Origin of the sequence: Acinetobacter sp. YH1901141 (assembly GCF_013416935.1) — a bacterium.
Classification (GTDB): Bacteria; Pseudomonadota; Gammaproteobacteria; order Pseudomonadales; family Moraxellaceae; genus Acinetobacter; species Acinetobacter towneri.
Map to the genome: position 1 here is coordinate 12241 of NZ_VPEY01000003.1, position 22181 is coordinate 34421.

A 22181-nucleotide genomic window follows, 5' to 3' on the forward strand; every position below is an offset into this window, starting at 1 on the left:
CCTACACAAACATCTGCTGCAACAAGCCTTTTTTCCACTGCTTGGCCTGTTCAATTTGCTGTGCCACCACTTCAATTTTTTGGTCAATGGCAGATAAGAAATTGGCGATTTTGGTTTGTTCTTCTAGGCAAGGGATTGTTAAAACCAGCTCTGATAATTTAGAGAAATACATATAGGTTCTTGAACCGCCTTGTTTTTGCATGATTGCAAAATTCTTAAATTCTTGTCCTTCATTTAAAATAGTCTGCAAAAAATATTTATTTAAATGCTCGTCTTTTACTGTAAACACAGGATAAAGAGTACTCACAATACCTTTAGGACAAATTGTATTAATATTGAATTTGAATACTAAATCATCTGACATGTGTCGATAAGTAAAATAATCATATGGAACAACGTTATATCCTGTAGTGTCTGCACTTGCTACATCTTGCCCCGCAAAATAATCCTTTTGAAAGTAAATACCGTGTCTAGATGAAGTAAGCACTGGATATTGATTATTAAATTCTGTTTTTTCGTCATGCTTAATTAGCAAGCTTCCAAGCTTCACTTTTTCCCACGCCCCAAACTCACTCCCATCATCAGCTTTAAAGCGAATCTGCTGACTAAACAGCTTTTGCATCATGCCTTGTTTATATTGGCTCAGCAGCTCATGTTTTTGCGTGAGTTGGCTGATCTTTTCATCCACGTTCGATAGAAAAGAGGCGATTTTGGTTTGTTCTTTTTTCTCAGGTAAATAAAATTTGTATTTTTTTAAATTATTACCATTTATTGAGTTTATTGTGGCTCCTAAATCTGCATATATATATTCATAATATCTTTTAGTTTGAAGTAATTGGTAAACGAACTCACCTAAACCACTTCTAAAAACGGTCATAAATGCTCCATGCGTGGCACTGCATGGTAAATCTTTAATTAATGCATTCTTCCCAATAAGACTTTTTGAGCCATTTCTTACACAAATTAAAATATCATTTTTTTGTGTCAATTTTTCTTGATCAACATTTAAATCAACAAAGACATTATCTTCAAAAGCTAATTCACCATTTTGAACATTAGAGGACCTTAAAACCAATAGTCCTTTCTCTACTATATTCTCTGGTGCATAAGTCAACCCATTAATAAAATAACCAAGTGTCCCTAATTCAAAATTATTCCACTCCCCATCAAACTCTTTAAACCGTAACTGAGGCGCAGCCATTACTTCACCTCCGCAAACGGTGAATCAATCCCTAACTCTTTACAGAACCCTGCAATCACAACATCGGTCTTTTGACTCTCCACTTCTAAGGCTTGAAGCTGTTTTGCAATCGCATCTAAATCAATCTCGGCTTCCGCTTCAAAAGTATCCACATAACGTGGAATATTCAGGTTGTAATCGTTATCTTTGACTTCTTGCAAGGTCGCGACATGCGCATATTTTTCAATATTTTCACGCTGTTCAAATGCCGCAACAATCTTATCCAAATGCTCAGGCAATAACTTGTTTTGATTCTTCTGCTTTTCAAACTCGTTGCTGGCATCAATAAACAAAATATTGCCGCTATGCTCACGGTTTTTCTTCAACACCAAAATACAGGTCGGAATTGAAGTGCCATAGAAAATATTGGCTGGTAAACCAATAATGGCATCCACCACGTTCATCTGCTCAATCAAATACTGACGAATCACGCCCTCACTTGAACCACGGAACAATACGCCATGCGGTAACACCACCGCCATGGTGCCATTGTCATCCAGTTGATACAGCATGTGCTGTACAAAAGCCATATCGGCTTTAGAACTTGGCGCCAGTTTGCCATACGCGGCAAAGCGTTCATCTTGTAAAAATAACGGATCGGCAGACCATTTTGCAGAAAATGGCGGATTGGCCACCACCGCATCAAACTTTTTATCTAAATGCTGCGGACGGGTTAAAGTATTTTCCTGCTTGATGTCGAACTTGGCAAAATGCACGTCATGCAGAATCATGTTCATACGTGCCAAGTTGTAGGTGGTACGGTTCATTTCCTGACCGTAAATCATATCGACATCTTTCACTTCACGTTTTACCCGAAGCAATAATGAACCTGAACCACAAGTCGGGTCATAGACTGAACGTAAACGCTCTTTGCCTTGGGTGACAATCTTCGCTAGTAAAGTCGATACCGTTTGAGGGGTATAGAATTCCCCCGCTTTTTTGCCCGCGCCTGAGGCAAACTCACCAATCAGGTATTCGTAAGCATCCCCCAGTACATCGGCTTCGGTATTGGAAATATCAAAATCAATATCATCTAAATGACTCAGGACTTTCGCCACCAGTGCATTACGGTCGCTGGCATTATTGCCGAGCTTGGTGGAGTTCAGATCCAGATCTTCAAACAGGTTGGCAAAGTCATCGGCAGAGTCGGTGCCTAAAGTACTTTGTTCAATTGATTTTAAGGTCGCAGTTAAATCATCCAAAATGAATTCGCCCTGACGACCACGCTCGGCTAAGGTATGGAATAGCTGTTTTGGGGTGAGCGCATAACCGACTTCGGCAATGGCATTCTTTTTAATTTCTTCGATGTACGGCACATGCTCAGCATTATTTTCATCTAATTCTAAAAAGCTGACCTCCTCACCATCGAGCAATTCATTGGCAAAGTTCACCGATTTTTCTGATAAATATTTAAAGAAAATAAAACCCAGAATGTAATCACGGAATTCATCGGCGCCCATGGTGCCGCGCAAAGTATTGGCAATATTCCAAAGTTGTTTTTGTAATTGTTGCAGTTGTACTTGGGTCATTGTTATGCATGTCCGATGAAATGAATAAAACATGACTAGTTTACCGAAAATTAAAGTTTTTTCAGCAAAATTGGATATAGAAAGACAAAATTTGTCGCACTAAATGCATATCAATAATATTGATATATAAGGTTTTATTTGGGTTTTAAAATGATCAATGGACTTATATGTCGTATCTTAAATTAAGCCATATATCATATTTACTAATATTTAAAACTTAAATTATAAGCAAAATAAATAACAAGACAGTTTGTTAAAGTTGGTTATATTCAACATCAATATACGCATTGATTAATGTCCAATCTTCAGTTTTTGAAATTTCACGTGGAAGCTCTGCTTCAAAGGATTCATAAAAATATCTACGCATACAATACTCAGTATAAGAATCCGCATAGGTTTCATAACGCGCGATTATTGTTAAGTCCATCACAGGCATTTGTGCTTGATCCCATCGTTGTCTTTTCCGACTGAAAAAGAATAGTTTCCCGAAGGTATATAAACGTCCCGCCTGTTGTCGATTACCTCTGAATACAGCATAAATTTTAAAATAATTCTGCCATGCAAGAAGATCATTGAGCGCTTTGGTCTGATCTTTCTGTGAAATCACTCGATTGAGAATTTGGGTTAATTCTTTTTTTTGTTTCTCTACTTCAGTTTTCTTAAATCGCCACGTCCATGAGAAATTCTTATTACTTTTACGGTAAAACTTAGTTTGATGTTCAGCATACTTTTTATGGCTTAACCGTACTAATTCAGCCTCATATTTTCCAAAATCCAAGCTTAAATAGGGTTTATTCAATATGAAATTAAATTGTTCATTGTCTTTATAGTAATGACGGATAAAAGTTAATTCTTGCCCGACTGTGATTTTGTCCCAGATGACAGGTTCAAGTTCAGCAATTTTATCTTTTGATGTATATGCTGAACCCGTTGTTGAAGTCACTTTGCCTATGGTTTCTTTGCTGTGACGATGGCTATTAGGGGTTTTGACCAACAAGACAAATAACCATGCATCTTTATAAAGAATGTCTTGAACTATGAGATCAGCGACAGGTAATCCTTGTTTTAGTCGATATGTTCTTTGCCGACTGGTTAAATTTAATGAATAGCGTTCAGTTAATTTATGAATAATCTTTTCAATATCAATTTTACCTAACTCAGTTTGTACTATAAATTTGCAATAAAAATATGATCCTCTTGTGACCTTATCTTGAATTTTTTGTGCGGTGTATTTTGTGTGGGGGCTGTAATCAATCATTTTATGTCATCCAACTATGCACTTTTGATGTCAATCAACAATCCACTTAAATCCAAATTTGTTCATTCATTTTTGAATTGTTCATCAACAATAATTTTCTCTACATTTCCCATTTTGCTGAGCGCGTCAGCAATCAGCATTGATCAAATTGCGCTAGCACTGTCACCTCACGTTGTAAGGTGACAATAAAGTAGTTCCTAGTGCGCATTACGAACCTTGATCAGCAAATCTTATACTTGTTTAAATAATATATCAATATTATTGATATATTAAATTGACTCTGATAATATGACTGCATATCAATCGAATTGTGGATTGACCATCCATTCCAACTTTCTTTTTTGAAGTTGTTTGAATGGCTGACCACCATTCAAAAACTTTGATACATATTGCCCTGAGTATAAGACTAACCATCTTAATACTGCCGATGTAGCGGACTGCTGGGGAAACCTCGCTCGGTACGTTGCAACGGGGGCTAGAGGATTGCAATATCCTTTTTCTATCCGTTCATTCACTTTTTAAGAGTTCCAAGCAAATAAAAAGTGGTTGGGCGACAAGGAAACGGGAGCCTATAAGCGATTTATCGTGAAATGGTCATTTGGTTAGTAATAGCCAAGTTAGGTGTGAAATTATGAAAATAGTGGAACATTGAAACCCTGTTCAAAGTGATACAGTCAGGAGCAGCATAGGATGTGCGATAGTCTCCGTTAATAGCTGAATGTGTATGCTTGATCGAACAAGTTTTTTTACTTGGAAAAGTATGCTCATTTCCAATCACGATGGCTGCTGAGAGTGCCGTAAGGTACTAGGGCTTTGAGGCTAACGCTGGAAAAGCTGGCACCATTTTGCGCAAGCTGAATGGGTCGCTGGATAGCTTAAACGTGTAACGGCATTAATCGATAGATGCTGATTGGAGTGTAAGAGTTTTACCCTTTACAAAGTTGTGTATACATCATATCCCGATATTTTTTAAGGAACTACGGTCGGGGGAAACAGGAAGCATGTATACAGGCGAGAGGATAAACGGTCTGCACATTAAGACACTTTGAAATAACTTGGGAAGCACTGAATAAAAAGGCTTAAATTGGTTAAAAGTCTGCTGTATTTTTTCAGTGTGGGAGCGATGGTGAGTAGCGCATATAAAACAATTAAACTTGAGGTACTTTAGTTCAAGATGAATTGTGGAAATTGTAATTCCCGACCTAAATAATATTTAATTATTAGTGATGTTTTAAACATTAGTAATTTTTAAAAACACTCTGTTTTTTAGGTCGGTTGGATAAAATGAGATAGCTAGCTTAAAGCGAATCCTAAAACATTTCGATTTTTTCAGTCGGGATGCTCATTGCGAAAACTTGAGTCGGCACATGCGTGAGCATGTTGGACAATATGTAGAAAAGAAAGGTTAATGGAACACTGGTCGTGTTTCTCAGTCGGGGATTGGTCTCCTTGACTAGGCCGAGATTGGTACAGTGTAAGTATTCTGAAGTTTGGTCACTGATGAAAATAAACTTATACGGGTTTGCCTGAAACTTAAATCAGGATAATGCTACACCAGCATGAAAAAATCGTGGCTTGTTCTTCCAGATTAGACAAGCATAAAACTATTGCCTAGCAGTAGAAATATGAAATGGAATATGGCCTAAGTCGGCATGAAAAAATTGAACCGCCAGTACAGGCGTAATCATCTGCTCAACAAAGAGCGTTAACAAATGCATTAGGCTCGATCCCTTAGGGACGAGCCTTGTCTTATTAAAAAATTATGCTACGGCTTTAATGTTATCAGTAACATTACTGAGATAGTCAGCCCACCATTGCATAATTTCAATTCGTTCTTCTAAATGTGTAGCTTTGTCATAAACAGCTTTTACACCCTGTTTTTTATGCGCTAAACAAGCTTCAATAACCTGTTCTTTATCACTGAATTGATTATTTAAGGCAGTACTTGCAATATGTCTAAATCCATGTGGACTTTGACGGCCTCGATAGCCTAGATTTTTCAAAGCATTATTTAAAGTTGCTTCACTCATTGGCTGTATAAGACTATCTCTGCTAGGAAATAAAAAATCCGATACTGTCCTAATTTCTTTTAATTTAAATAACAGTTCTATTGCCTGTTTTGGTAAAGGTACAACATGGGTAATACCACATTTCATTGTTTCGGCAGGCTTTATCCAGATTTTTTTCTCAAAGTCAAAATCTTGCCATTTTGCATAGCGCAATTCTTGTGGTCGAGGAAAAAGAATAACAAGTAACTCTAAAGCAATTGCTGTATGCGAATTTCTATAGCTTCGAATAGACTGCACCAACTCGGGCAGTTCCTGAAGACTGACATGCTTCATATTCCCTTTACTACCTTTATCAAGATACTTCAAAATTCCATCCAAAGGGTTCGACTCTATTTGTCCATGAAACTTTGCAAGATCATAGGCATTGCGACAATGTGAAACTAGTTTCTCTACACGATTGTAAATACTTTCACTTCTAAGCATATCCTGAAAAAATGTCAGCCATTGTTGAGGTGAAATTTTGGTGAAATCCAATTCACCAAAAACAGATAAGATACGTTTTTCAATTGATTGAGTTTCTTTCTTTATTGTTATTGCAGCCCAAGTTGTTTTCTTAGTATCAAGCCAGTCATACATCAAACTTTTTAAATTAAGTTGTTGTTCCTCAATCTTTTGCAATTCAATTTCTTTTTTTGTTAATACTTTTTCATTTTGCTGTAACTTAAGAAAAATAGTTGAAGCTTCAAGTTTAGCTGCTACAAGCGATAACTGCGGATAACTTCCAATACTGTGCCATTTCCACTTCCCCGCCTCATCCTTAAAGCGGACTTGCCAAGTTTTTTTCCCTTTTGGTGATACACGAAAATAAAGCCCAGCATCACATGAAATACGATATTCCTTATCCTCAGGTTCAAGATTAAGAAGATGGGTATCTTTGATTTGTTTGATGTTATCTAAAGCCGTTCTTTTCATAGCAGAATCTCTTGTATCCGAGTAATGCAGAAAGAGTATCGGATACAAGATTGGATACACAAGAGGGCCAAATAAAGCTGTGCATAACCAAACATAGTTGTGCAAAAAGCAGAAATAAAAAACCCATGAATCATTATAATTCATGGGTTTATATATTAAATCATTACAAAACTGTGCATATGATTACAAAAAACTGGTGGGCCCAGACAGACTTGAACTGTCGACCAACGGATTATGAGTCCGCTGCTCTAACCGACTGAGCTATAGGCCCTATAATTGAATTTGTTATATTTCAACAAGTTCAAGCGCAAAGAATACTAGCGAAGATTTTTTAAAAACACAAGCCATTTTCAGAAATTGCTGTATAGATAGTCAGCAGACGAATTTGATTATTATTGAAATATAAAAACTACACCTTCACTTTCCGAAACATTGCCCGATGCAACTTTAAACGCTTCTCTTTACGCACTTCTAAAAACAACTCAAACATTGACCATACCAAGACCAATAACAACACAGTCAATGCCACAAGAAAAGTCGTCAAATAAGCCACTTTAGTATCCTTCCATGATGCGTGGAATAGTGAAATGATGAATAGAATCATAGCTAATTACGACCAAAGTCTAATGATTTACAAATCATTTGAATAGTGCATTTTTGCTCAATTTAAGACTTAATTTCTCTCAATTCATATATTTTTAATATTAAAAACAAAGTATTTAGAGTTAAAACCAATAAAAGATATAACGCTATATCAACTGCATCACTTGAGATTGCTATATTTCAAACAATTTTCTGTTGACTCTTATATAAAACAAGCAGAAATTATGCATTTCCAGATTCATCAGCTGTTAAATCTATGTTGAAAAAATTTATAGGCGAGTCCGCATTCAAACTTGCAGGATGGCAATATCAGGTAGAACCCAACATCCTCGAAAATAAACAAGTGATCGTCGGTTTTGAACACACCTCAATGATGGATGCAATCCTCTCGCTTGCTCTGTTCCAAATTTATGATATTAAAATTCATACTTTAATCAAAAAAGAGCTTTTTAAAGGGCCACTTAAACCTATTTTAGAAAAAGTCGGCGGTATTCCAGTAGACCGTAAATCTAACAAAGATATTGTGTCGCAAATGGTCGAACTTTTTGATCAAAATGAACATTTCAATTTGGTCATCGCACCCGAAGCAACTCGCGCAAAAACAGGTGAAGCCCGCAAGCCAATTCGTACAGGTTTTTGGCATATTGCCAAAGCAGCCAATGTGCCTATCGTTTTAATGTATGCCAACTCACAAACCAAACAAGGTGGGATTTTTGGCAAAATCTATCCGACAGATTTAGATCACGATATGGCACTTATCCAACAATTATATAAAGAACAAGTGGGCTTAGATATTGTCATTCCTGAGCCAAAAACAACTCAAAGCAACACTTAAAAAACCTAAAACTCTGCCCTTTATCTAAAAAAAGGGCTTATGTTAGAATGGGCGCAATTTTGATAGGCATACTGCCAATCTGTAAGGAGCATAGTTCGCATGGCGGGTCATTCCAAGTGGGCCAACATTAAGCATCGTAAAGCCAAACAAGATGCTAGTCGTGGTAAGTTGTTTACCAAATTTATTCGTGAATTAACAACTGCTGCAAAGCTCGGCGGTCCAGATGCGGCAAGTAACCCTCGTTTACGTGCTGTTGTGGAAAAAGCACTTTCAGTTAACATGACACGTGACGTCATTAACCGTGCCATCCAGCGTGGTGCAGGCGGTGAAGATAACGACGATCTTAAAGAAGTAACCTATGAAGGTTATGGTGTAGGTGGTGTTGCGGTTATTGTAGAAACCATGACAGACAACTTAAACCGCACCGTGCCAGATGTACGTCACTGTTTCTCTAAAACTGACGGTAACTTAGGCACCAATGGTTCTGTAGCATTCCTATTCACCAAACGTGGTGAAATTTCATTTGAAGATTCATCTTTAGAAGATCAAGTGATGGAAGTGGCTTTAGAAGCTGGCGCAGAAGATATTGAAGTGTCTGAAGATGGCATTTTGGTTATTACTACGCCAGAAGCTTTTGGTATAGTTCAAGATGCGCTAACAGCAGCAGGTTTGAAATCTGACAATGCTGAAGTGGTTATGAGTCCATCGACCAAAGCAGAAATTACAGACATCGATCAAGCGAAAAAAATTATGAAAATGATTGATATGCTTGAAGATTTAGATGATGTTCAAAACGTATATACCAACGTTGAATTCTCTGATGAAGTTTTAGCACAATTAGACGCATAATCGGTCTAACTGCAATTCCTAAAAACGCACGTTCTCGTGCGTTTTTTTATAGATCCAGTCAAAATAATTCTAAGATTCTAATAAATTAAACTTTATTTAATAAACCATGACAGTTTAAAACATCATATTCTTTAATCACAAAGCTAGAATGCAAACCTGCCACATGCTCAATTTTACCAATCCGTTTTAATAAAATTTCGCTGTAATTTTCCATATCTCGTGCCACAACCTCTACAATAAAATCTGCAGTCTGTCCTGTCACCAAAAATGCACGTATCACTTCAGGAATGCTTTCCAATTCATCCAAAAATTTGGCAAAAATATCGGTATCGTGTTTGCTCAAAGACACCTGCAACAACACATGCAAACTAAAGCCCAGTTTTTGATAATTAATTTCACGCTTTAAACCTGAAATAATTTTATGATCGATCAGACTTTTAATACGGCGATGCACCGAACTTACCGACAGATTAACCCGCTCGGAAAGTTCATTCAAATTGACATCTTCATTGCTTAAAATTTCTAAAATATGCTTATCGTAGCGATCTAATTCCATTTTCAAGCACTCAATCTAATCTGATAAAATTTAAACTCATGCTGCCATTATACTTAAATTATTTTGCAGACTAAGCATCTTTATCGAAAATTATTTTCCATTATTAAAGCAAAATGTTTATGATTCAACAGATCACCGCTTATCGTTTTGAACAACTTAACAGACAAACGGAACAGCTTTCTAATTTATTGATTTTCAAATTTTTAAATTTAAAAAACTCAACAAAACAACGAATCTACTCATACATTTTCACAATCCCGACCGTCTATCTTTTACAAGTGTATAGAAATGTATTAAAACAGATGCGCTCGACAATAAGCACAATGCAGCACAACAAAACCAATAAAAATACAAGGAATCGTCATGGCTTTTAAATCTCTAAGCTTGCTGAAAATAAAATTAGCTCTGTATTTACCGTAGAAACTCAGACCAGCTCTTTATTCGATGGACTCTTAAGTGGTGGCTCTTTAAGCAATACCTTTTCTGGTTTGCTTGGCAGCCTGACTAGTTCGACCTCGACCACACCTACCCTAGATTCTTTATTAAAAAGTTTACTCTCTGGCAGCAGCTTAGATAGTTCTAGCCTAACCAATCTAATCAGCCAATTTTCAAGCTCGAATACCAACTTAGATATCACCAGTTTAATTAGCAAACTGACACAATCCAATGGCGGTAGCTTCGATATTGCTTCCATCACCAATTTACTCAGCGGCATGATTGGCAGCAATGCAGGTGATTTAGATATTACGAAACTCACCCAATTAGTGAGTGGGTTAATCGGTGGTAATACGGGTAATCTTGATATTGCTCAAATTACTCAATTGGTCAGCGGTTTGATTTTGGGTAATAGTGACCTCGATATGGCCGCAATCACACAACTGGTTGGTGGTTTAATTGGCGGCAATACTGGCAGTTTAGGCGGTATGGATTTTGGTGCTATCGCTGAACTGGTGGGTGGTTTAATCCAAGGCAATGGCGATCTTGATATTGCTCAAATTGCTCAACTGGTTAGTGGCTTGATTGGTGGCAACATCGGTGGAGGTTTAGGCGGTCTAGATATCGCAGTGATTGCTGAACTTGTAGGCGGTTTAATCCAAGGCAATGGCGATCTTGATATTGCGCAAATTGCTCAACTGGCAAGCGGCTTGATTGGCAGCAATATCGGTGGCGGTTTAGGCGGTATGGATATCGCGGTCATTGCTGAATTAGTAGGCGGTTTAATGCAAGGCAATGGCGATCTTGATATTGCACAAATTGCGCAACTGGCAAGCGGCTTAATTGGCGGTAACATCGGTGGTGATTTAGGTGGTCTAGATATCGCTGCTCTAGAACCAATTCTTGCGTTGCTTAATCCTGAAGGTCAGCTTGCAAGTGACTTTGATCTAGGTGGTTTATTAAATAATCTGACTGGAGATACAACTGGTGGTTTCAGCTTAGATGGCTTGAGTGATGGTTTTGACAACTTAATTTCTGGTTCAGATTTTAACATCAGCGACTTACTGCAAGGTGCGTCATCTACAACCAGTTCAGAGATCAATATTGATAGCTTAGTCCCTGCATTAGGCGATGCATTTGGCAATTTAACTGGTGGCACATCAGACACTCAATTTGATTTAGCTACCCTGCCAAATTTGGTACAGACTTTTGATTTGAATAACTTAAATTCTTTGTTCTAATCCTTGGTTTTAGGTTTTTATACATCAGTATCCAAAAAATACGCGCAGATTGCGCGTATTTTATCTGAGGCGATAACATTTAAATACCGCGCCAATCTACACGTGCATTACGCTCAGTTTGATAAATACGAGAAACATATTGCCCTAAAGGTAAATCCAGCAAATATTTTTTATAATCTTTAAATTCTTCAGAAATCACTTCATCATGTTCTTTTTCCCACGGCGTTCCAGAAATTTCCAAAATAGGTGCAAGCATCGAACACACTGAAATATCGGCTAAACCTAAACGCTCACCCACAAAATAACGCCCGTAATTATCAATCAAATGCTGATTTAAAATGACAATTAATTCATCCATCCGCTGTTTGGATTCTGCAACTTTATCTTGATCGAGCTGATAGCCCTTAGACACCAAGGCTTTAATAATTGGCTTGGAATATTTAGAAAATTGACGCAAATAGCCTTTTTCGCCAATTAAAATTTCCAAAGGTTCTTCACTTTCAGATAATGCATGCGCCAATCCCCAACGACGCACATGCTGGCCCAATTCATCAGCCAAAGTATTTATCGCCAATGCATGTTTATATTGTTCGGCATCACTACGCAACAAGGCATGTTCGGGATAAACATCGTCCAGATAAAAAGCAATTTGAGTCGAATCTGCTATCCAGCGATCTTGATCACGTAAAATAGGTAATTTATTTTGCCCTGTTTTTAATTGGGCAAAAGCGCGATGCACGCCTGGAATTAAGTTTTGCGCATCATAATCTAACTCTTTATGATCCAATAACCAGCGAGCTTTCTCACAAAAATGAGACAAAGGAAACTGGTATAAGATGCGCATAAAATCTCCATATTTAAAATTTTGATATCCAAAGCAGTATCAATACTGTGCTTGTCATACTTTAGTCATAGCCTCTTATAATTACAATGTACTTTTTATTCAAAATTCAGGCGAAACAGTCAGCAATTCAAAATCAATTCCGAAAAGAAATTCAACGTACAGCATCAAGCACGCTAGATTGGAGAAACATCTGTCCGATGACCTGACTTTATCTGCCCTTTCATGTAAAATCGTGCCTAATTTTTAAATAACACGTTGTGAGTTATTCATGGGTTTTAATTGTGGTATTGTGGGCCTGCCAAACGTTGGTAAATCTACGCTTTTTAATGCTTTAACCAAAGCTGCAATTGCAGCGGAAAACTTCCCGTTCTGTACCATTGAGCCAAATACAGGCATTGTACCTGTGCCAGATTCACGTTTGGACAAATTGGCGGAAATCGTAAATCCGCAACGTGTATTACCCACCACGATGGAATTTGTGGATATTGCAGGTTTGGTTGCAGGTGCATCTAAAGGTGAAGGTTTAGGTAACCAATTCCTTGCCAACATTCGTGAAACTGATGCGATTGCGCATGTAGTTCGTTGCTTTGAAGATGAAAACGTCATTCACGTAAATGGTAAGATTGACCCATTAGATGACATTGCAACCATCAATACCGAACTTGCGTTGGCCGATTTAGAAACGGTGAGCAAAGCCATTACACGCTTAGCAAAATCTGCCAAAGGTGGCGATAAAGAAGCCGTAGCGACCAAAGCCGTTTTAGAAAAAATCCAACCTTTACTGGATGATGGCAAGCCTGCACGTGCAGCCAATTTAGATGACGATGAACGCAAATTGGTTCGTGGTTTTGGTTTATTAACCTTAAAACCAACCATGTATATTGCGAACGTGGCAGAAGATGGCTTTGAAAACAACCCGCACTTAGATGCAGTCAAAAAACTTGCTGCAGAAGAAAATGCGATTGTGGTGCCTTTATGCAACCAAATTGAAGCCGAAATTTCATTACTTGAAGATGAAGACCGTGCAGAATTCCTAGAAGCTCTTGGTATGGAAGAACCAGGGCTGAACGTAGTGATTCGTGCAGGTTATGCGCTGTTAGGTCTGCAAACTTACTTTACTGCAGGCGTACAAGAAGTCCGCGCGTGGACAGTGAAAGTAGGTGCAACTGCACCACAAGCAGCAGGCGTAATTCACACTGACTTTGAAAAAGGCTTTATCCGCGCAGAATGTATTGCTTATGAGGATTTCGTACAATACAACGGCGAAGCAGGTGCAAAAGAAGCAGGTAAATGGCGCTTGGAAGGTAAAACTTATATCGTACAAGACGGTGATGTTTTACACTTCCGTTTTAATGTTTAATTGTTTTTATGTTTAGTTTTAGAACAATGCTTACAGCCGAGCATTGATTCAATAAAAAAACCTCGATGTAAGCATCGAGGTTTTTTTATAGGCGATTCTGCATCACATCAATGCAAAATAATCTCAACTAAGACTGCACCACATTGCCCTTTTGTTTCGGGTCGGTATTACCCAATTCAGGATGCGCCAAAGCATCGGCACATTGTTTTTTATCACGTTCATAATCGGCTTGTTTTTGTGCAAGACTGCTTGAACTGTCAATCGTCGCACGTGCCCAAATTTCCAAACTGGTCAAAGCCTTACGACACAGCGCATATTTCCCTTCCGTTACAGAGTCGGTCATTTTGACATTAATACGCCAGTCGGTACTTAATTTACGGGCAGGTTTGCGGACTTTATCTTCAATTAAGTTACGCTGTTTACGATACACGTACGGCTCAACTTCATTCATTAATTCCCACGCGGCTTGCGCATACACAGTCGCATCATTGGTGAGTTTTGGCGCAGGCTTAATTTCTACTGTTTTTTGCGGGTTGTTGTCATTGCTACACGCTTGCAATAACAGGCTACTGCATAACATTGAAGCAAGCAGGATTACAGGTGTTTTCAATTTCAACATATCGGTTCGCCCATACAAACAATTCGGCATCATGCTAATGAATTCAAGTATAATACACAATCTTCATTTGACCCATCGTTCAACTTTCTCCCACAAGGTGTGTCGTGTCCGTACACAATATTCAAACTGCGCCCGCAGCAAGTTTTTGGCAAGGTGCAAAAGATAGTCAGGCGATTATTTTCACCTATCTGCCTGTTTCTTTTGCTTTTGGTGTTTCTGCAACTCAATTCGGCTTTAGCGCATGGGAAGCCTTATTTTTATCTTGCTCGATGTATGCAGGGGCGAGTCAATTTTTAGTCGTTGCCTTATTGGGCAGTGGAACTTCAATCTGGATGACCGCATTAACGGTAATCGCCTTGGATATTCGACATTTACTTTACGGCCCGGCCTTACAAAACCTGATTCAAGATCGTTTAAACCTAAAAAAAACTGCAATTTGGTCATGGGGTCTGACCGATGAAGTTTTTGCCTCAGGCATGATTAAACTGTCACAGCGCCGTCAGGAATGGTCTGAATCATGGATGCTTGGACTGAGTTTATTTAGTTGGTTGTCTTGGGCATTAGGCTCTTTATTAGGCGGATTATTTGCCGATCAAGTCACTAAAATGCCACAGTTTTTGCAAGCGGCGCTCGACTTTTTACTGCCCGCTTTATTCCTTAGCTTCTTATTGGCAGCATTTGAAAAGAAACACACCTTTGTCGTGGGAATCACCATTCTAGTATCTGCCGTAGCTTGTTATTTTATTGACTTATCTGCTGCAATTTTTATTGGGATTTCTTCAGGTATTTTGGCGGGATTATTTAAACACTATGTTTTAAAACAACCCGACCCTGAACATACAGGATCAAAATCATGAGTTTAGAAATTATTTTGGTCGGTATTATAGTCGGTATCGCAAACTTCGCCTCACGTTTTGGGCCATTTTTTGTGATTCAAAAGTTTCAACAAGGCTCACAGCAACGTGGTGCTTTATGGCTTAAAATCGCTTTGGGCAGCATTGGTATAGCCGCAATTAGCTCTATGCTCGTGGTTGCAACCTTGCCACCTTTGCTTGAAACACCCAATAAAAGTTTTGCGATGTTGATTGGCTTTTTAGTGCTGACAGGTTTGTATTTTAAGTTTAAGAAAATCGTACCTGCAACGCTTACCGCAGCCATCACCTATGGTTTAATTTATACTTATGTGCCATTTTCGTTCTAATGTTGCTGAAATTTAGAGGTTGAATCGTCCAAATGATCTATTTCAGGATTCAGCCTTAACTGCTTTAAAGCACTGAATGCAATATAAGTAGATGACAAAATCATGATTTTGTTGCAAACAGGGCTTAACTCATGGAACAGTTCTGCTATGCTAAAAGCCCACTTTAGCAAGGACGATTCACATGAGCGTGACCATTGGTACTCCCCTTCAATCTTCTGCTTTTAAAGTTTTGCTATTGGGTTCAGGGGAACTCGGTAAAGAGGTGGTAATTTCACTGCAACGCTTAGGCGTAGAAGTACATGCCGCCGATCGCTACGACCATGCGCCAGCCATGCAAGTCGCACATTATGCTTATACTTTAAACATGGCAGATGCCACAGAATTAAAACAACTGATTGAAAAAATTCAACCCAATTTAATTGTGCCTGAAATTGAGGCCATTGCGACATCAGTTTTACTTGAAATTGAAGCGCAAAATATTGCAACAGTGATTCCATCTGCCAAAGCGGTAAATTTGACCATGAACCGTGAAGGCATTCGTCGTTTGGCTGCAGAAGAATTAGGTTTGCCGACATCCGCTTATCGCTTTGCCAATTCTCTCGAATCTTTCCGCGCTGCATGTGATGACATTGGTTATCCAAACTTTGTGAAGCCTGTGATGTCATCTTCAGGCAAGGGACAATCGCGTGTCACCTGCTTTGATGAAGTTGATGCAGCTTGGGAATATGCCCAGACTGGCGGGCGCGTCAATCAAGGCACTGTGATTGTTGAATCACAAATTGACTTCGATTTTGAAATTACCTTATTAACCGTACGTGCTAAAAACCCAGAAACTGGTGCGATCGAAACTTCATATTGCGACCCAATTGGTCACCGTCAAGATGCAGGCGACTATGTAGAAAGCTGGCAACCTCAAGCCATGAGTGATGCTGCCTTGACTGAAGCCAAACGAATTGCACACAAAGTGACTACTGCCTTAGGTGGTTGCGGTATTTTTGGTGTAGAGCTGTTTGTGAAAGGCGATAAAGTCTGGTTCAGTGAAGTATCTCCACGTCCACACGACACAGGTTTGGTGACATTGGCTTCACAATTCCAAAGTGAATTTGAATTACATGCCCGCGCGATTTTAGGCTTACCTGTCAATACCACACGCCATAGCGTTGCAGCCAGTGCAGTGATTTATGCAGGTGTCGATGCAACAAATCTTTCATTTTCTGGCCTGAATCTTGCATTAGCACATCCCGATACAGATTTACGTATATTTGGCAAACCTGAAGGTTTTGAACGTCGTCGTATGGGCGTTGCCACTGCGCGAGCAGAAACCACAGAGCAAGCGCGTGAGCTAGCTCAGCAGACTGCGGACACTGTTCGTGTTCATTTAAACGAAAATCAAAATTAAGCTCGTCATTGCATAACGGAATTGTCCATGATCATTACATTACCCTTGCTGAATTATGTAAAAAGCAACCATGACATTCAGGCCATTAACCAATGGCGCACCGATGTCGAAAATCAGCTACAACAATGTTTTGAAAATGGACAATCCATTCGTGAAGTGATTTTGGCGCGTTCTAACCTGATTGATGAAGCGCTCACTTTCTTATGGCAACATGCTGAATTAGACAAAACCGATTTAAGCCTATTTGCGGTAGGTGGCTATGGGCGCAAAGAAATGCTGCCCTATTCAGATGTCGATATTATGGTGTTATCGGAAGATGCAATTACAGCAGAACAAGAACAACTCATTTCGACCTTTATTTCATCTTTATGGGATGTTGGCAATTTCAAACCTGCCACCAGCGTGCGGACTATTCAGGACTGTGTGATTCAGGCAACCAGTGATTTAACTGTTGCGACTGCCTTGATTGAAGCGCGTTTAATTACGGGAAATCAGCAGCTTGCCAAATGGCCGCGTCGTATTGTTTCGCAAACTTGGACAGATAAAACTTTTTTTGATGCCAAAATGGAGGAACAAAGCAAGCGTTATGCGCAGCACAATGACACCGAAAGTAATTTAGAACCCGATATTAAAAATGCTCCGGGCGGTATTCGTGACATCAACCAAATTGGCTGGATTGCCAAACGCCATTTTCGGGTCAATCGTATTTACGACTTAGTGCATTTAGGTTTTATTTCAGAGTTTGAATTGGGTGTACTCGAAGAAGCCGAAAGCTTTTTATGGGAAATTCGTCATCATCTCCACCGTTTAACCAAACGTGATGAAAACCGTTTATTGTTTGATTATCAACGAGATATTGCAGCAACTTTTGGCTATGTTCGAGAAGAAGGTAAACCACAAAATTACCCGATTGAACAATTTATGAAGCGTTATTATCGCTCTGCACAGCAAGTTTCCACTTTAAATGAAATGTTGCTGGCCTATTTTAATGAGTCGGTCATTACCCCGCGTTTGCCTAATTATGAACGTAACATTGAAGAAATTAATGAAAATTTTAAACTGGTCGATGGCAAACTTGCCGTGCAGCACCACAAAATTTTCTCAGAAAAACCAAGCGCAATTTTAGAAATTTTCTATTTATTGGCCAATCGTCCTGAAATTGAAGGAATTCGCGCACGAACACTGCGCCTGCTGACACTTGCAGCCAAGCGTATTGACCAAAGTTTCCGTGATGATCCAACGCATCAAGCGCTGTTTATGGCAATTTTGCGCTCACCGCACCGCTTGTATAATACCTTGGTGACTATGAAACGCTTAGGTGTATTGGGCAATTACATCCCCGCTTTTGGTCAAATTACAGGTTTAATGCAATACGACTTATTCCATATTTATACAGTCGATGCGCACATTTTACTATTACTCCGCAATTTAAGCCGCTTCAAAGAACCTGAATTCGCGAAAGATTTTCCTGTGGTCAGTTCGGTATTTCAGCGTTTAGCCCGTCGTGACATTATTTATTTGGCTGCGATTTTCCATGATATTGCTAAAGGTCGTCGTGGTGATCACAGTGAACTTGGTGCGGTAGATGCGATTGAGTTTTGCCGTAAACACGGATTTACTGAACGTGAATGTAACCTTGTGGCATGGTTAGTCAAAAATCACTTGTTGATGTCAGTCACAGCACAGAAAAAAGATATTTCTGACCCCGATGTGGTCAAGGAATTTGCCGAAAAAATGGGAGATATGGAGCATTTAGATTATCTCTATACCTTAACGGTTGCTGATATTAATGCGACTAATCCAACACTCTGGAACTCATGGCGTGCATCCTTAATGCGCCAACTTTATACGCAAGCGCGTGATGTCATTCGCTCAGGACTTGGGCGTCCCGTCGATTATCAAATGCTGATTGAAGACACCAAATTTGCGGCAAGCGAGTTACTGGTTAAAGATTTTGAACTCAGTGCTGTTGAAAAAGTCTGGCAAGAACTGGGCGATGAATACTTTATTAAAGAATCTGCCGATGAAATTGCATGGCATACCCGCGCGATTTTGGAGCATGGCGATAATCCTGCACCATTAGTGCTCATGCGCGCGCACCGAAAATCAGCACAAGACGCAGTACAAATCTTTATTTACACGCAAGACCAACCCAACCTATTTGCCACAACTGTCGCTATTTTAGACCGCATGAACCTTGACGTTCAGGATGCACGAATTATTACTGCGACCAAAGCCTTTAGTTTGGATACTTACGTGGTCTTAGACCGTTTTGGCACACTCTTAACAGACCCTGAACGTGAAGAAATGGTGATTGAGGCTTTAGTGAATGCCTTGAGCCAGTCAGATAAATATCCGGGTCTGATGCAACGCCGCATTCCGCGTCAATTACGTCATTTTGACATTGAAAATACAGTAGAAGTGACTTTCAATGCAGCGCTGAATCAAAACATGGTCGAAATTGCCACACTAGATCATCCCGGGTTACTCGCCAAAATTGGCGGCTTGTTTATGATGCAAGGCTTAGATATTCACTCCGCCAAAATTGCCACCCTGGGCGAACGTGCCGAAGATATTTTCTTCGTCACCAAAAAAGATGGTAACCCAATGACAAAGTCTGAAGCAGATATCTTTGCAATCCAGCTCAAAGCTGCTTTAGATGAGGCCTCTAATCAGGTCTGTGGTCAACATTAACTTCAATTTACGGAACATCCATGAACTCAAGTTTGTCCTTATTACATCCTTACCCTTTTGAAAAGCTAAACAAACTATTTCAGGACGTACAACCTGCAAATTTGCCGTTAATTCCACTGTCTATTGGCGAACCTAAACATCCTGCACCTGAATTTGTCAAACAAGCCATTATTGATAATTTTCAGCATTTATCGACTTATCCGAACAGCAAAGGTCTGCCTGAATTACGTCACAGCATTGCCCATTGGCTGACACAACGCTTTCATTTAAAACAAGTTAACCCAGACACTCAAGTTCTCCCCGTTTCAGGTACACGTGAAGCGATTTTTTCCTTCGTACAAGCATTGATTCGACGTGAAGATGCACCCTATGTAGTGATGCCCAATCCGTTTTATCAAATTTATGAAGGGGCAACTTTATTGGCAGGTGCCCAACCTTATTTCATCAATTGCACCGAAGACAATAATTACTTGGGTGATTTTGATGCCGTACCTGCAGAAGTCTGGGAAAAAACCGCTTTATTATTTGTCTGCACACCAGGAAATCCAACGGGTGCTGTCCTTTCAAAAGAACAATTTAAAAAGCTAATAGCTTTGTCAGATCAATATAATTTTGTCATTGCATCTGATGAATGTTATTCGGAATTATGGTTTGACCAAGCTCCTACAGGTTTACTGGAAGTCTGTGCCGAACTTGGACGCGATGACTACAAAAACTGCATCGTATTCCATTCTTTGTCTAAACGCTCAAACTTACCCGGCATGCGTTCAGGCTTTGTTGCGGGCGATGCCAACTTATTAAAACCTTATTTGCAATATCGTACCTATCATGGTGCGGCAATGCCTGTTCAACATCAATTGGCATCTATTGCAGCTTGGGATGATGAACAGCACGTTGAAGATAATCGTCAACAATATCGCGCCAAGTTTGAATTATTTCAAATGGAACTTGGGCATTTACTGCCATTAAAAAAACCAGATGCAGGTTTTTATTACTGGCTCAAAGTCGATCATGATGAAAACTTTGCCAAAATGTTGATGGAAAAAACCCATATTAAAGTGCTACCAGGGCGATATTTATCTCGTGAAACCGCACAAGGTAACCCAGGTGAAAACCATGTTCGCTTGGCTTTGGTTGCAGATTTGGCACAATGTGAACAAGTAATTCAACGTCTTAAAGCGATTTTATAAGTTAATGATTTCAACTAAATTTAAGGCGATCATCTGATCGCCTTAATCAGGGTCTGTTGACATTTCATAAATGGCTTGCGCTGTAGGCTAAAACTGAGCAGATCAGGCATGAAACGCAAGTAATAGCGAGACTATTGCCAAGTTTCATGACGCAATCTGAGAAAGTTTTAGCCACATGAGCAATAACAAAGCACTGCTTTGTTTGCTGCGCAAGGGGACAAGCATATTTTTTGCTGCTATTGCGTTATGAGTCAGTTATTTAGAATGACTAAATTTCCTGTCTCATGCCTTATATCAGCTAAAAAATATGCGTTGTCGCAAATATAGACGAAGTGTCAACAGACCCTAAATTATTTGCACAAGCGCAAGCCTTTATCGTAAAGCCTTTTCAATTTCCGCCTGCAAATCTTCAGGTTTTGTGGTCGGAGCAAAACGGTTCAACACCTTGCCATCTTTGCCAATTAAAAACTTGGTGAAATTCCATTTAATTCCGTTGCCCAAAATACCTTTACTGTTATTGGTCAGGTAACGGAAAATCGCATGTGCTTCAGGCCCTTTCACATCAATTTTGCTAAACATTGGAAAACTGACACCATAGTTTTTTTGGCAGAAGCTCCCAATTTGCTCATTGGAACCTGGATCTTGCCCACCAAACTGATTGCACGGAAAGCCCAAAACTTCAAGACCTTGGTCTTTATATTGTTGGTATAACTTTTCCAAACCCGCAAATTGAGGCGTAAAACCACACTTGCTGGCTGTATTTACAATCAACAAAACCTTCCCTTCATAATCGCTAAAGGCTTTATTTTGTCCATCTAACAACTCAGCTTCAAACTGATAAATGTTGGTCATGGATAATTTCCCTCATCATTTTTTTCTTGTGTTTTGAGTTCTAAAGAAGCCGAATTGACACAATAGCGCAATCCTGTTGGCTGTGGACCATCATCAAAAACATGCCCTAAATGTGCGTCACAATGATGACAAACAATCTCAGTACGCTGCATGCCGTGCGAACCATCCTGATGTTCTTCAATCACCCCAGGCTGGATTGGACGATAGAAACTTGGCCAACCGCTACCGCTGTCATATTTTGTTTCAGATGAGAATAGCGCTGTACCGCAACAACGACAGGTATAAATCCCCTCTTGTTTAGTATTCCAATATCTCCCCGTAAAAGCAGGCTCCGTGCCTTTTTGACGTGTAATCCGAAATTCCTCTGGTGATAACTCTCTTTGCCATTCTCGGTCTGTTTTATTGAGTTTTCCCATCACTAACTCCTTTAAATCTTTGACATTCAGTGTCATGCTTCAGTACTTCCATTTTTACGCTAGACCTTGCAAAATATCT

Annotated in this window: 19 protein-coding genes and 1 tRNA gene; 9 read left to right on the top strand and 11 right to left on the bottom strand. The window is 39.4% G+C overall.

From position 1 onward, the window contains the following. Position 1: 1 nt before the first annotated feature. From FTV52_RS02490 to FTV52_RS02515, 6 genes are all read right to left on the bottom strand, one after another. Positions 2-1201: a restriction endonuclease subunit S gene (locus FTV52_RS02490; RefSeq protein WP_179989727.1), complete on the bottom strand. Its 1200-nt coding sequence runs from the start codon at positions 1199-1201 to the stop codon at positions 2-4. Continuing rightward, positions 1201-2769 (bottom strand): type I restriction-modification system subunit M, encoded by a 1569-nt coding sequence (locus tag FTV52_RS02495; protein ID WP_179989729.1) that lies wholly within the window; start codon positions 2767-2769, stop codon positions 1201-1203. Before FTV52_RS02495 ends, FTV52_RS02490 begins: the two co-directional genes overlap by 1 nt. A 253-nt stretch (positions 2770-3022) precedes the next feature. Next, positions 3023-4027: a hypothetical protein gene (locus FTV52_RS02500; RefSeq protein WP_179989731.1), complete on the bottom strand. Its 1005-nt coding sequence runs from the start codon at positions 4025-4027 to the stop codon at positions 3023-3025. A 1760-nt stretch (positions 4028-5787) separates the two neighbouring features. Continuing rightward, positions 5788-7008: a tyrosine-type recombinase/integrase gene (locus tag FTV52_RS02505; protein WP_179989733.1), complete on the bottom strand. Its 1221-nt coding sequence runs from the start codon at positions 7006-7008 to the stop codon at positions 5788-5790. A 194-nt stretch (positions 7009-7202) separates the two neighbouring features. Then, positions 7203-7279, bottom strand: a tRNA-Ile gene (locus FTV52_RS02510). A gap of 138 nt (positions 7280-7417) precedes the next feature. After that, complete coding sequence (locus FTV52_RS02515; RefSeq protein WP_154320842.1) at positions 7418-7561, bottom strand: hypothetical protein; 144 nt, start codon at positions 7559-7561, stop codon at positions 7418-7420. A 306-nt stretch (positions 7562-7867) separates the two neighbouring features. On the opposite strand from FTV52_RS02515, the gene FTV52_RS02520 reads away from it, so the two are divergent. Continuing rightward, complete coding sequence (locus FTV52_RS02520) at positions 7868-8446, top strand: 1-acyl-sn-glycerol-3-phosphate acyltransferase (protein ID WP_131261328.1); 579 nt, start codon at positions 7868-7870, stop codon at positions 8444-8446. Between the two features lie 99 nt (positions 8447-8545). Continuing rightward, a complete protein-coding gene (locus FTV52_RS02525) occupies positions 8546-9295 on the top strand; it encodes a YebC/PmpR family DNA-binding transcriptional regulator (RefSeq protein ID WP_070155957.1) in 750 nt (249 codons plus the stop codon). Positions 9296-9380: 85 nt separating this feature from the next. On the opposite strand, the gene FTV52_RS02530 is transcribed toward FTV52_RS02525, so the two are convergent. After that, on the bottom strand, positions 9381-9851 hold the full coding sequence (locus FTV52_RS02530; protein ID WP_004971430.1) for an Lrp/AsnC family transcriptional regulator: 471 nt from the start codon (positions 9849-9851) through the stop codon (positions 9381-9383). A 488-nt stretch (positions 9852-10339) separates the two neighbouring features. Here FTV52_RS02530 and FTV52_RS02535 point away from each other — a divergent pair, with 488 nt between their 5' ends. Further along, positions 10340-11527, top strand: coding sequence for a hypothetical protein (locus FTV52_RS02535; protein WP_218950432.1), 1188 nt, complete (start codon positions 10340-10342; stop codon positions 11525-11527). A gap of 79 nt (positions 11528-11606) precedes the next feature. Here the strand turns inward: FTV52_RS02535 and FTV52_RS02540 are convergent, their stop codons facing one another. After that, complete coding sequence (locus tag FTV52_RS02540) at positions 11607-12371, bottom strand: glutathione S-transferase family protein (protein ID WP_004971433.1); 765 nt, start codon at positions 12369-12371, stop codon at positions 11607-11609. A 268-nt stretch (positions 12372-12639) separates the two neighbouring features. Between FTV52_RS02540 and ychF the strand changes: the two genes are divergently transcribed. Next, complete coding sequence (gene ychF / locus FTV52_RS02545; protein ID WP_004971435.1) at positions 12640-13731, top strand: redox-regulated ATPase YchF; 1092 nt, start codon at positions 12640-12642, stop codon at positions 13729-13731. A 127-nt stretch (positions 13732-13858) separates the two neighbouring features. Here the strand turns inward: ychF and FTV52_RS02550 are convergent, their stop codons facing one another. Next, positions 13859-14350: a hypothetical protein gene (locus FTV52_RS02550; protein WP_026438320.1), complete on the bottom strand. Its 492-nt coding sequence runs from the start codon at positions 14348-14350 to the stop codon at positions 13859-13861. Positions 14351-14469: 119 nt separating this feature from the next. Here FTV52_RS02550 and FTV52_RS02555 point away from each other — a divergent pair, with 119 nt between their 5' ends. From FTV52_RS02555 to dapC, 5 genes are all read left to right on the top strand, one after another. Further along, positions 14470-15207 (top strand): AzlC family ABC transporter permease, encoded by a 738-nt coding sequence (locus FTV52_RS02555; RefSeq protein ID WP_179989883.1) that lies wholly within the window; start codon positions 14470-14472, stop codon positions 15205-15207. After that, a complete protein-coding gene (gene ygaH, locus FTV52_RS02560; RefSeq protein WP_179989735.1) occupies positions 15204-15551 on the top strand; it encodes an L-valine transporter subunit YgaH in 348 nt (115 codons plus the stop codon). Before FTV52_RS02555 ends, ygaH begins: the two co-directional genes overlap by 4 nt. Before the next feature lie 181 nt (positions 15552-15732). Further along, positions 15733-16950 (top strand): formate-dependent phosphoribosylglycinamide formyltransferase, encoded by a 1218-nt coding sequence (purT, locus tag FTV52_RS02565; protein ID WP_179989737.1) that lies wholly within the window; start codon positions 15733-15735, stop codon positions 16948-16950. Between the two features lie 27 nt (positions 16951-16977). Continuing rightward, the gene (glnD, locus tag FTV52_RS02570; RefSeq protein WP_179989739.1) at positions 16978-19644 is read left to right on the top strand and encodes a [protein-PII] uridylyltransferase; all 2667 of its coding nucleotides are present in this window, start codon (positions 16978-16980) and stop codon (positions 19642-19644) included. Positions 19645-19664: 20 nt separating this feature from the next. Next, a complete protein-coding gene (dapC, locus tag FTV52_RS02575; protein WP_096902293.1) occupies positions 19665-20834 on the top strand; it encodes a succinyldiaminopimelate transaminase in 1170 nt (389 codons plus the stop codon). Positions 20835-21206: 372 nt separating this feature from the next. Here the strand turns inward: dapC and FTV52_RS02580 are convergent, their stop codons facing one another. Both FTV52_RS02580 and msrB read right to left on the bottom strand, forming a co-directional pair. Then, entirely contained in the window at positions 21207-21686 is a 480-nt protein-coding gene (locus FTV52_RS02580) for a glutathione peroxidase (protein WP_096902294.1), read from the bottom strand. After that, a complete protein-coding gene (gene msrB, locus FTV52_RS02585; protein WP_096902313.1) occupies positions 21683-22102 on the bottom strand; it encodes a peptide-methionine (R)-S-oxide reductase MsrB in 420 nt (139 codons plus the stop codon). The genes FTV52_RS02580 and msrB overlap by 4 nt, the downstream gene beginning before the upstream one ends. Positions 22103-22181: the final 79 nt, after the last annotated feature.

What these genes read in the sequence shown, in the direction of transcription:
- FTV52_RS02490 (WP_179989727.1), bottom strand. Translation starts at nt 1,201, where the DNA reads ATGGCTGCGCCTCAGTTACGGTTTAAAGAGTTTGATGGGGAGTGGAAT.
- FTV52_RS02495 (WP_179989729.1), bottom strand. Translation starts at nt 2,769, where the DNA reads ATGACCCAAGTACAACTGCAACAATTACAAAAACAACTTTGGAATATT.
- FTV52_RS02500 (WP_179989731.1), bottom strand. Translation starts at nt 4,027, where the DNA reads ATGATTGATTACAGCCCCCACACAAAATACACCGCACAAAAAATTCAA.
- FTV52_RS02505 (WP_179989733.1), bottom strand. Translation starts at nt 7,008, where the DNA reads ATGAAAAGAACGGCTTTAGATAACATCAAACAAATCAAAGATACCCAT.
- FTV52_RS02520 (WP_131261328.1), top strand. Translation starts at nt 7,868, where the DNA reads ATGTTGAAAAAATTTATAGGCGAGTCCGCATTCAAACTTGCAGGATGG.
- FTV52_RS02525 (WP_070155957.1), top strand. Translation starts at nt 8,546, where the DNA reads ATGGCGGGTCATTCCAAGTGGGCCAACATTAAGCATCGTAAAGCCAAA.
- FTV52_RS02530 (WP_004971430.1), bottom strand. Translation starts at nt 9,851, where the DNA reads ATGGAATTAGATCGCTACGATAAGCATATTTTAGAAATTTTAAGCAAT.
- FTV52_RS02540 (WP_004971433.1), bottom strand. Translation starts at nt 12,371, where the DNA reads ATGCGCATCTTATACCAGTTTCCTTTGTCTCATTTTTGTGAGAAAGCT.
- ychF (WP_004971435.1), top strand. Translation starts at nt 12,640, where the DNA reads ATGGGTTTTAATTGTGGTATTGTGGGCCTGCCAAACGTTGGTAAATCT.
- FTV52_RS02550 (WP_026438320.1), bottom strand. Translation starts at nt 14,350, where the DNA reads ATGTTGAAATTGAAAACACCTGTAATCCTGCTTGCTTCAATGTTATGC.
- ygaH (WP_179989735.1), top strand. Translation starts at nt 15,204, where the DNA reads ATGAGTTTAGAAATTATTTTGGTCGGTATTATAGTCGGTATCGCAAAC.
- purT (WP_179989737.1), top strand. Translation starts at nt 15,733, where the DNA reads ATGAGCGTGACCATTGGTACTCCCCTTCAATCTTCTGCTTTTAAAGTT.
- glnD (WP_179989739.1), top strand. Translation starts at nt 16,978, where the DNA reads ATGATCATTACATTACCCTTGCTGAATTATGTAAAAAGCAACCATGAC.
- dapC (WP_096902293.1), top strand. Translation starts at nt 19,665, where the DNA reads ATGAACTCAAGTTTGTCCTTATTACATCCTTACCCTTTTGAAAAGCTA.
- FTV52_RS02580 (WP_096902294.1), bottom strand. Translation starts at nt 21,686, where the DNA reads ATGACCAACATTTATCAGTTTGAAGCTGAGTTGTTAGATGGACAAAAT.
- msrB (WP_096902313.1), bottom strand. Translation starts at nt 22,102, where the DNA reads ATGGGAAAACTCAATAAAACAGACCGAGAATGGCAAAGAGAGTTATCA.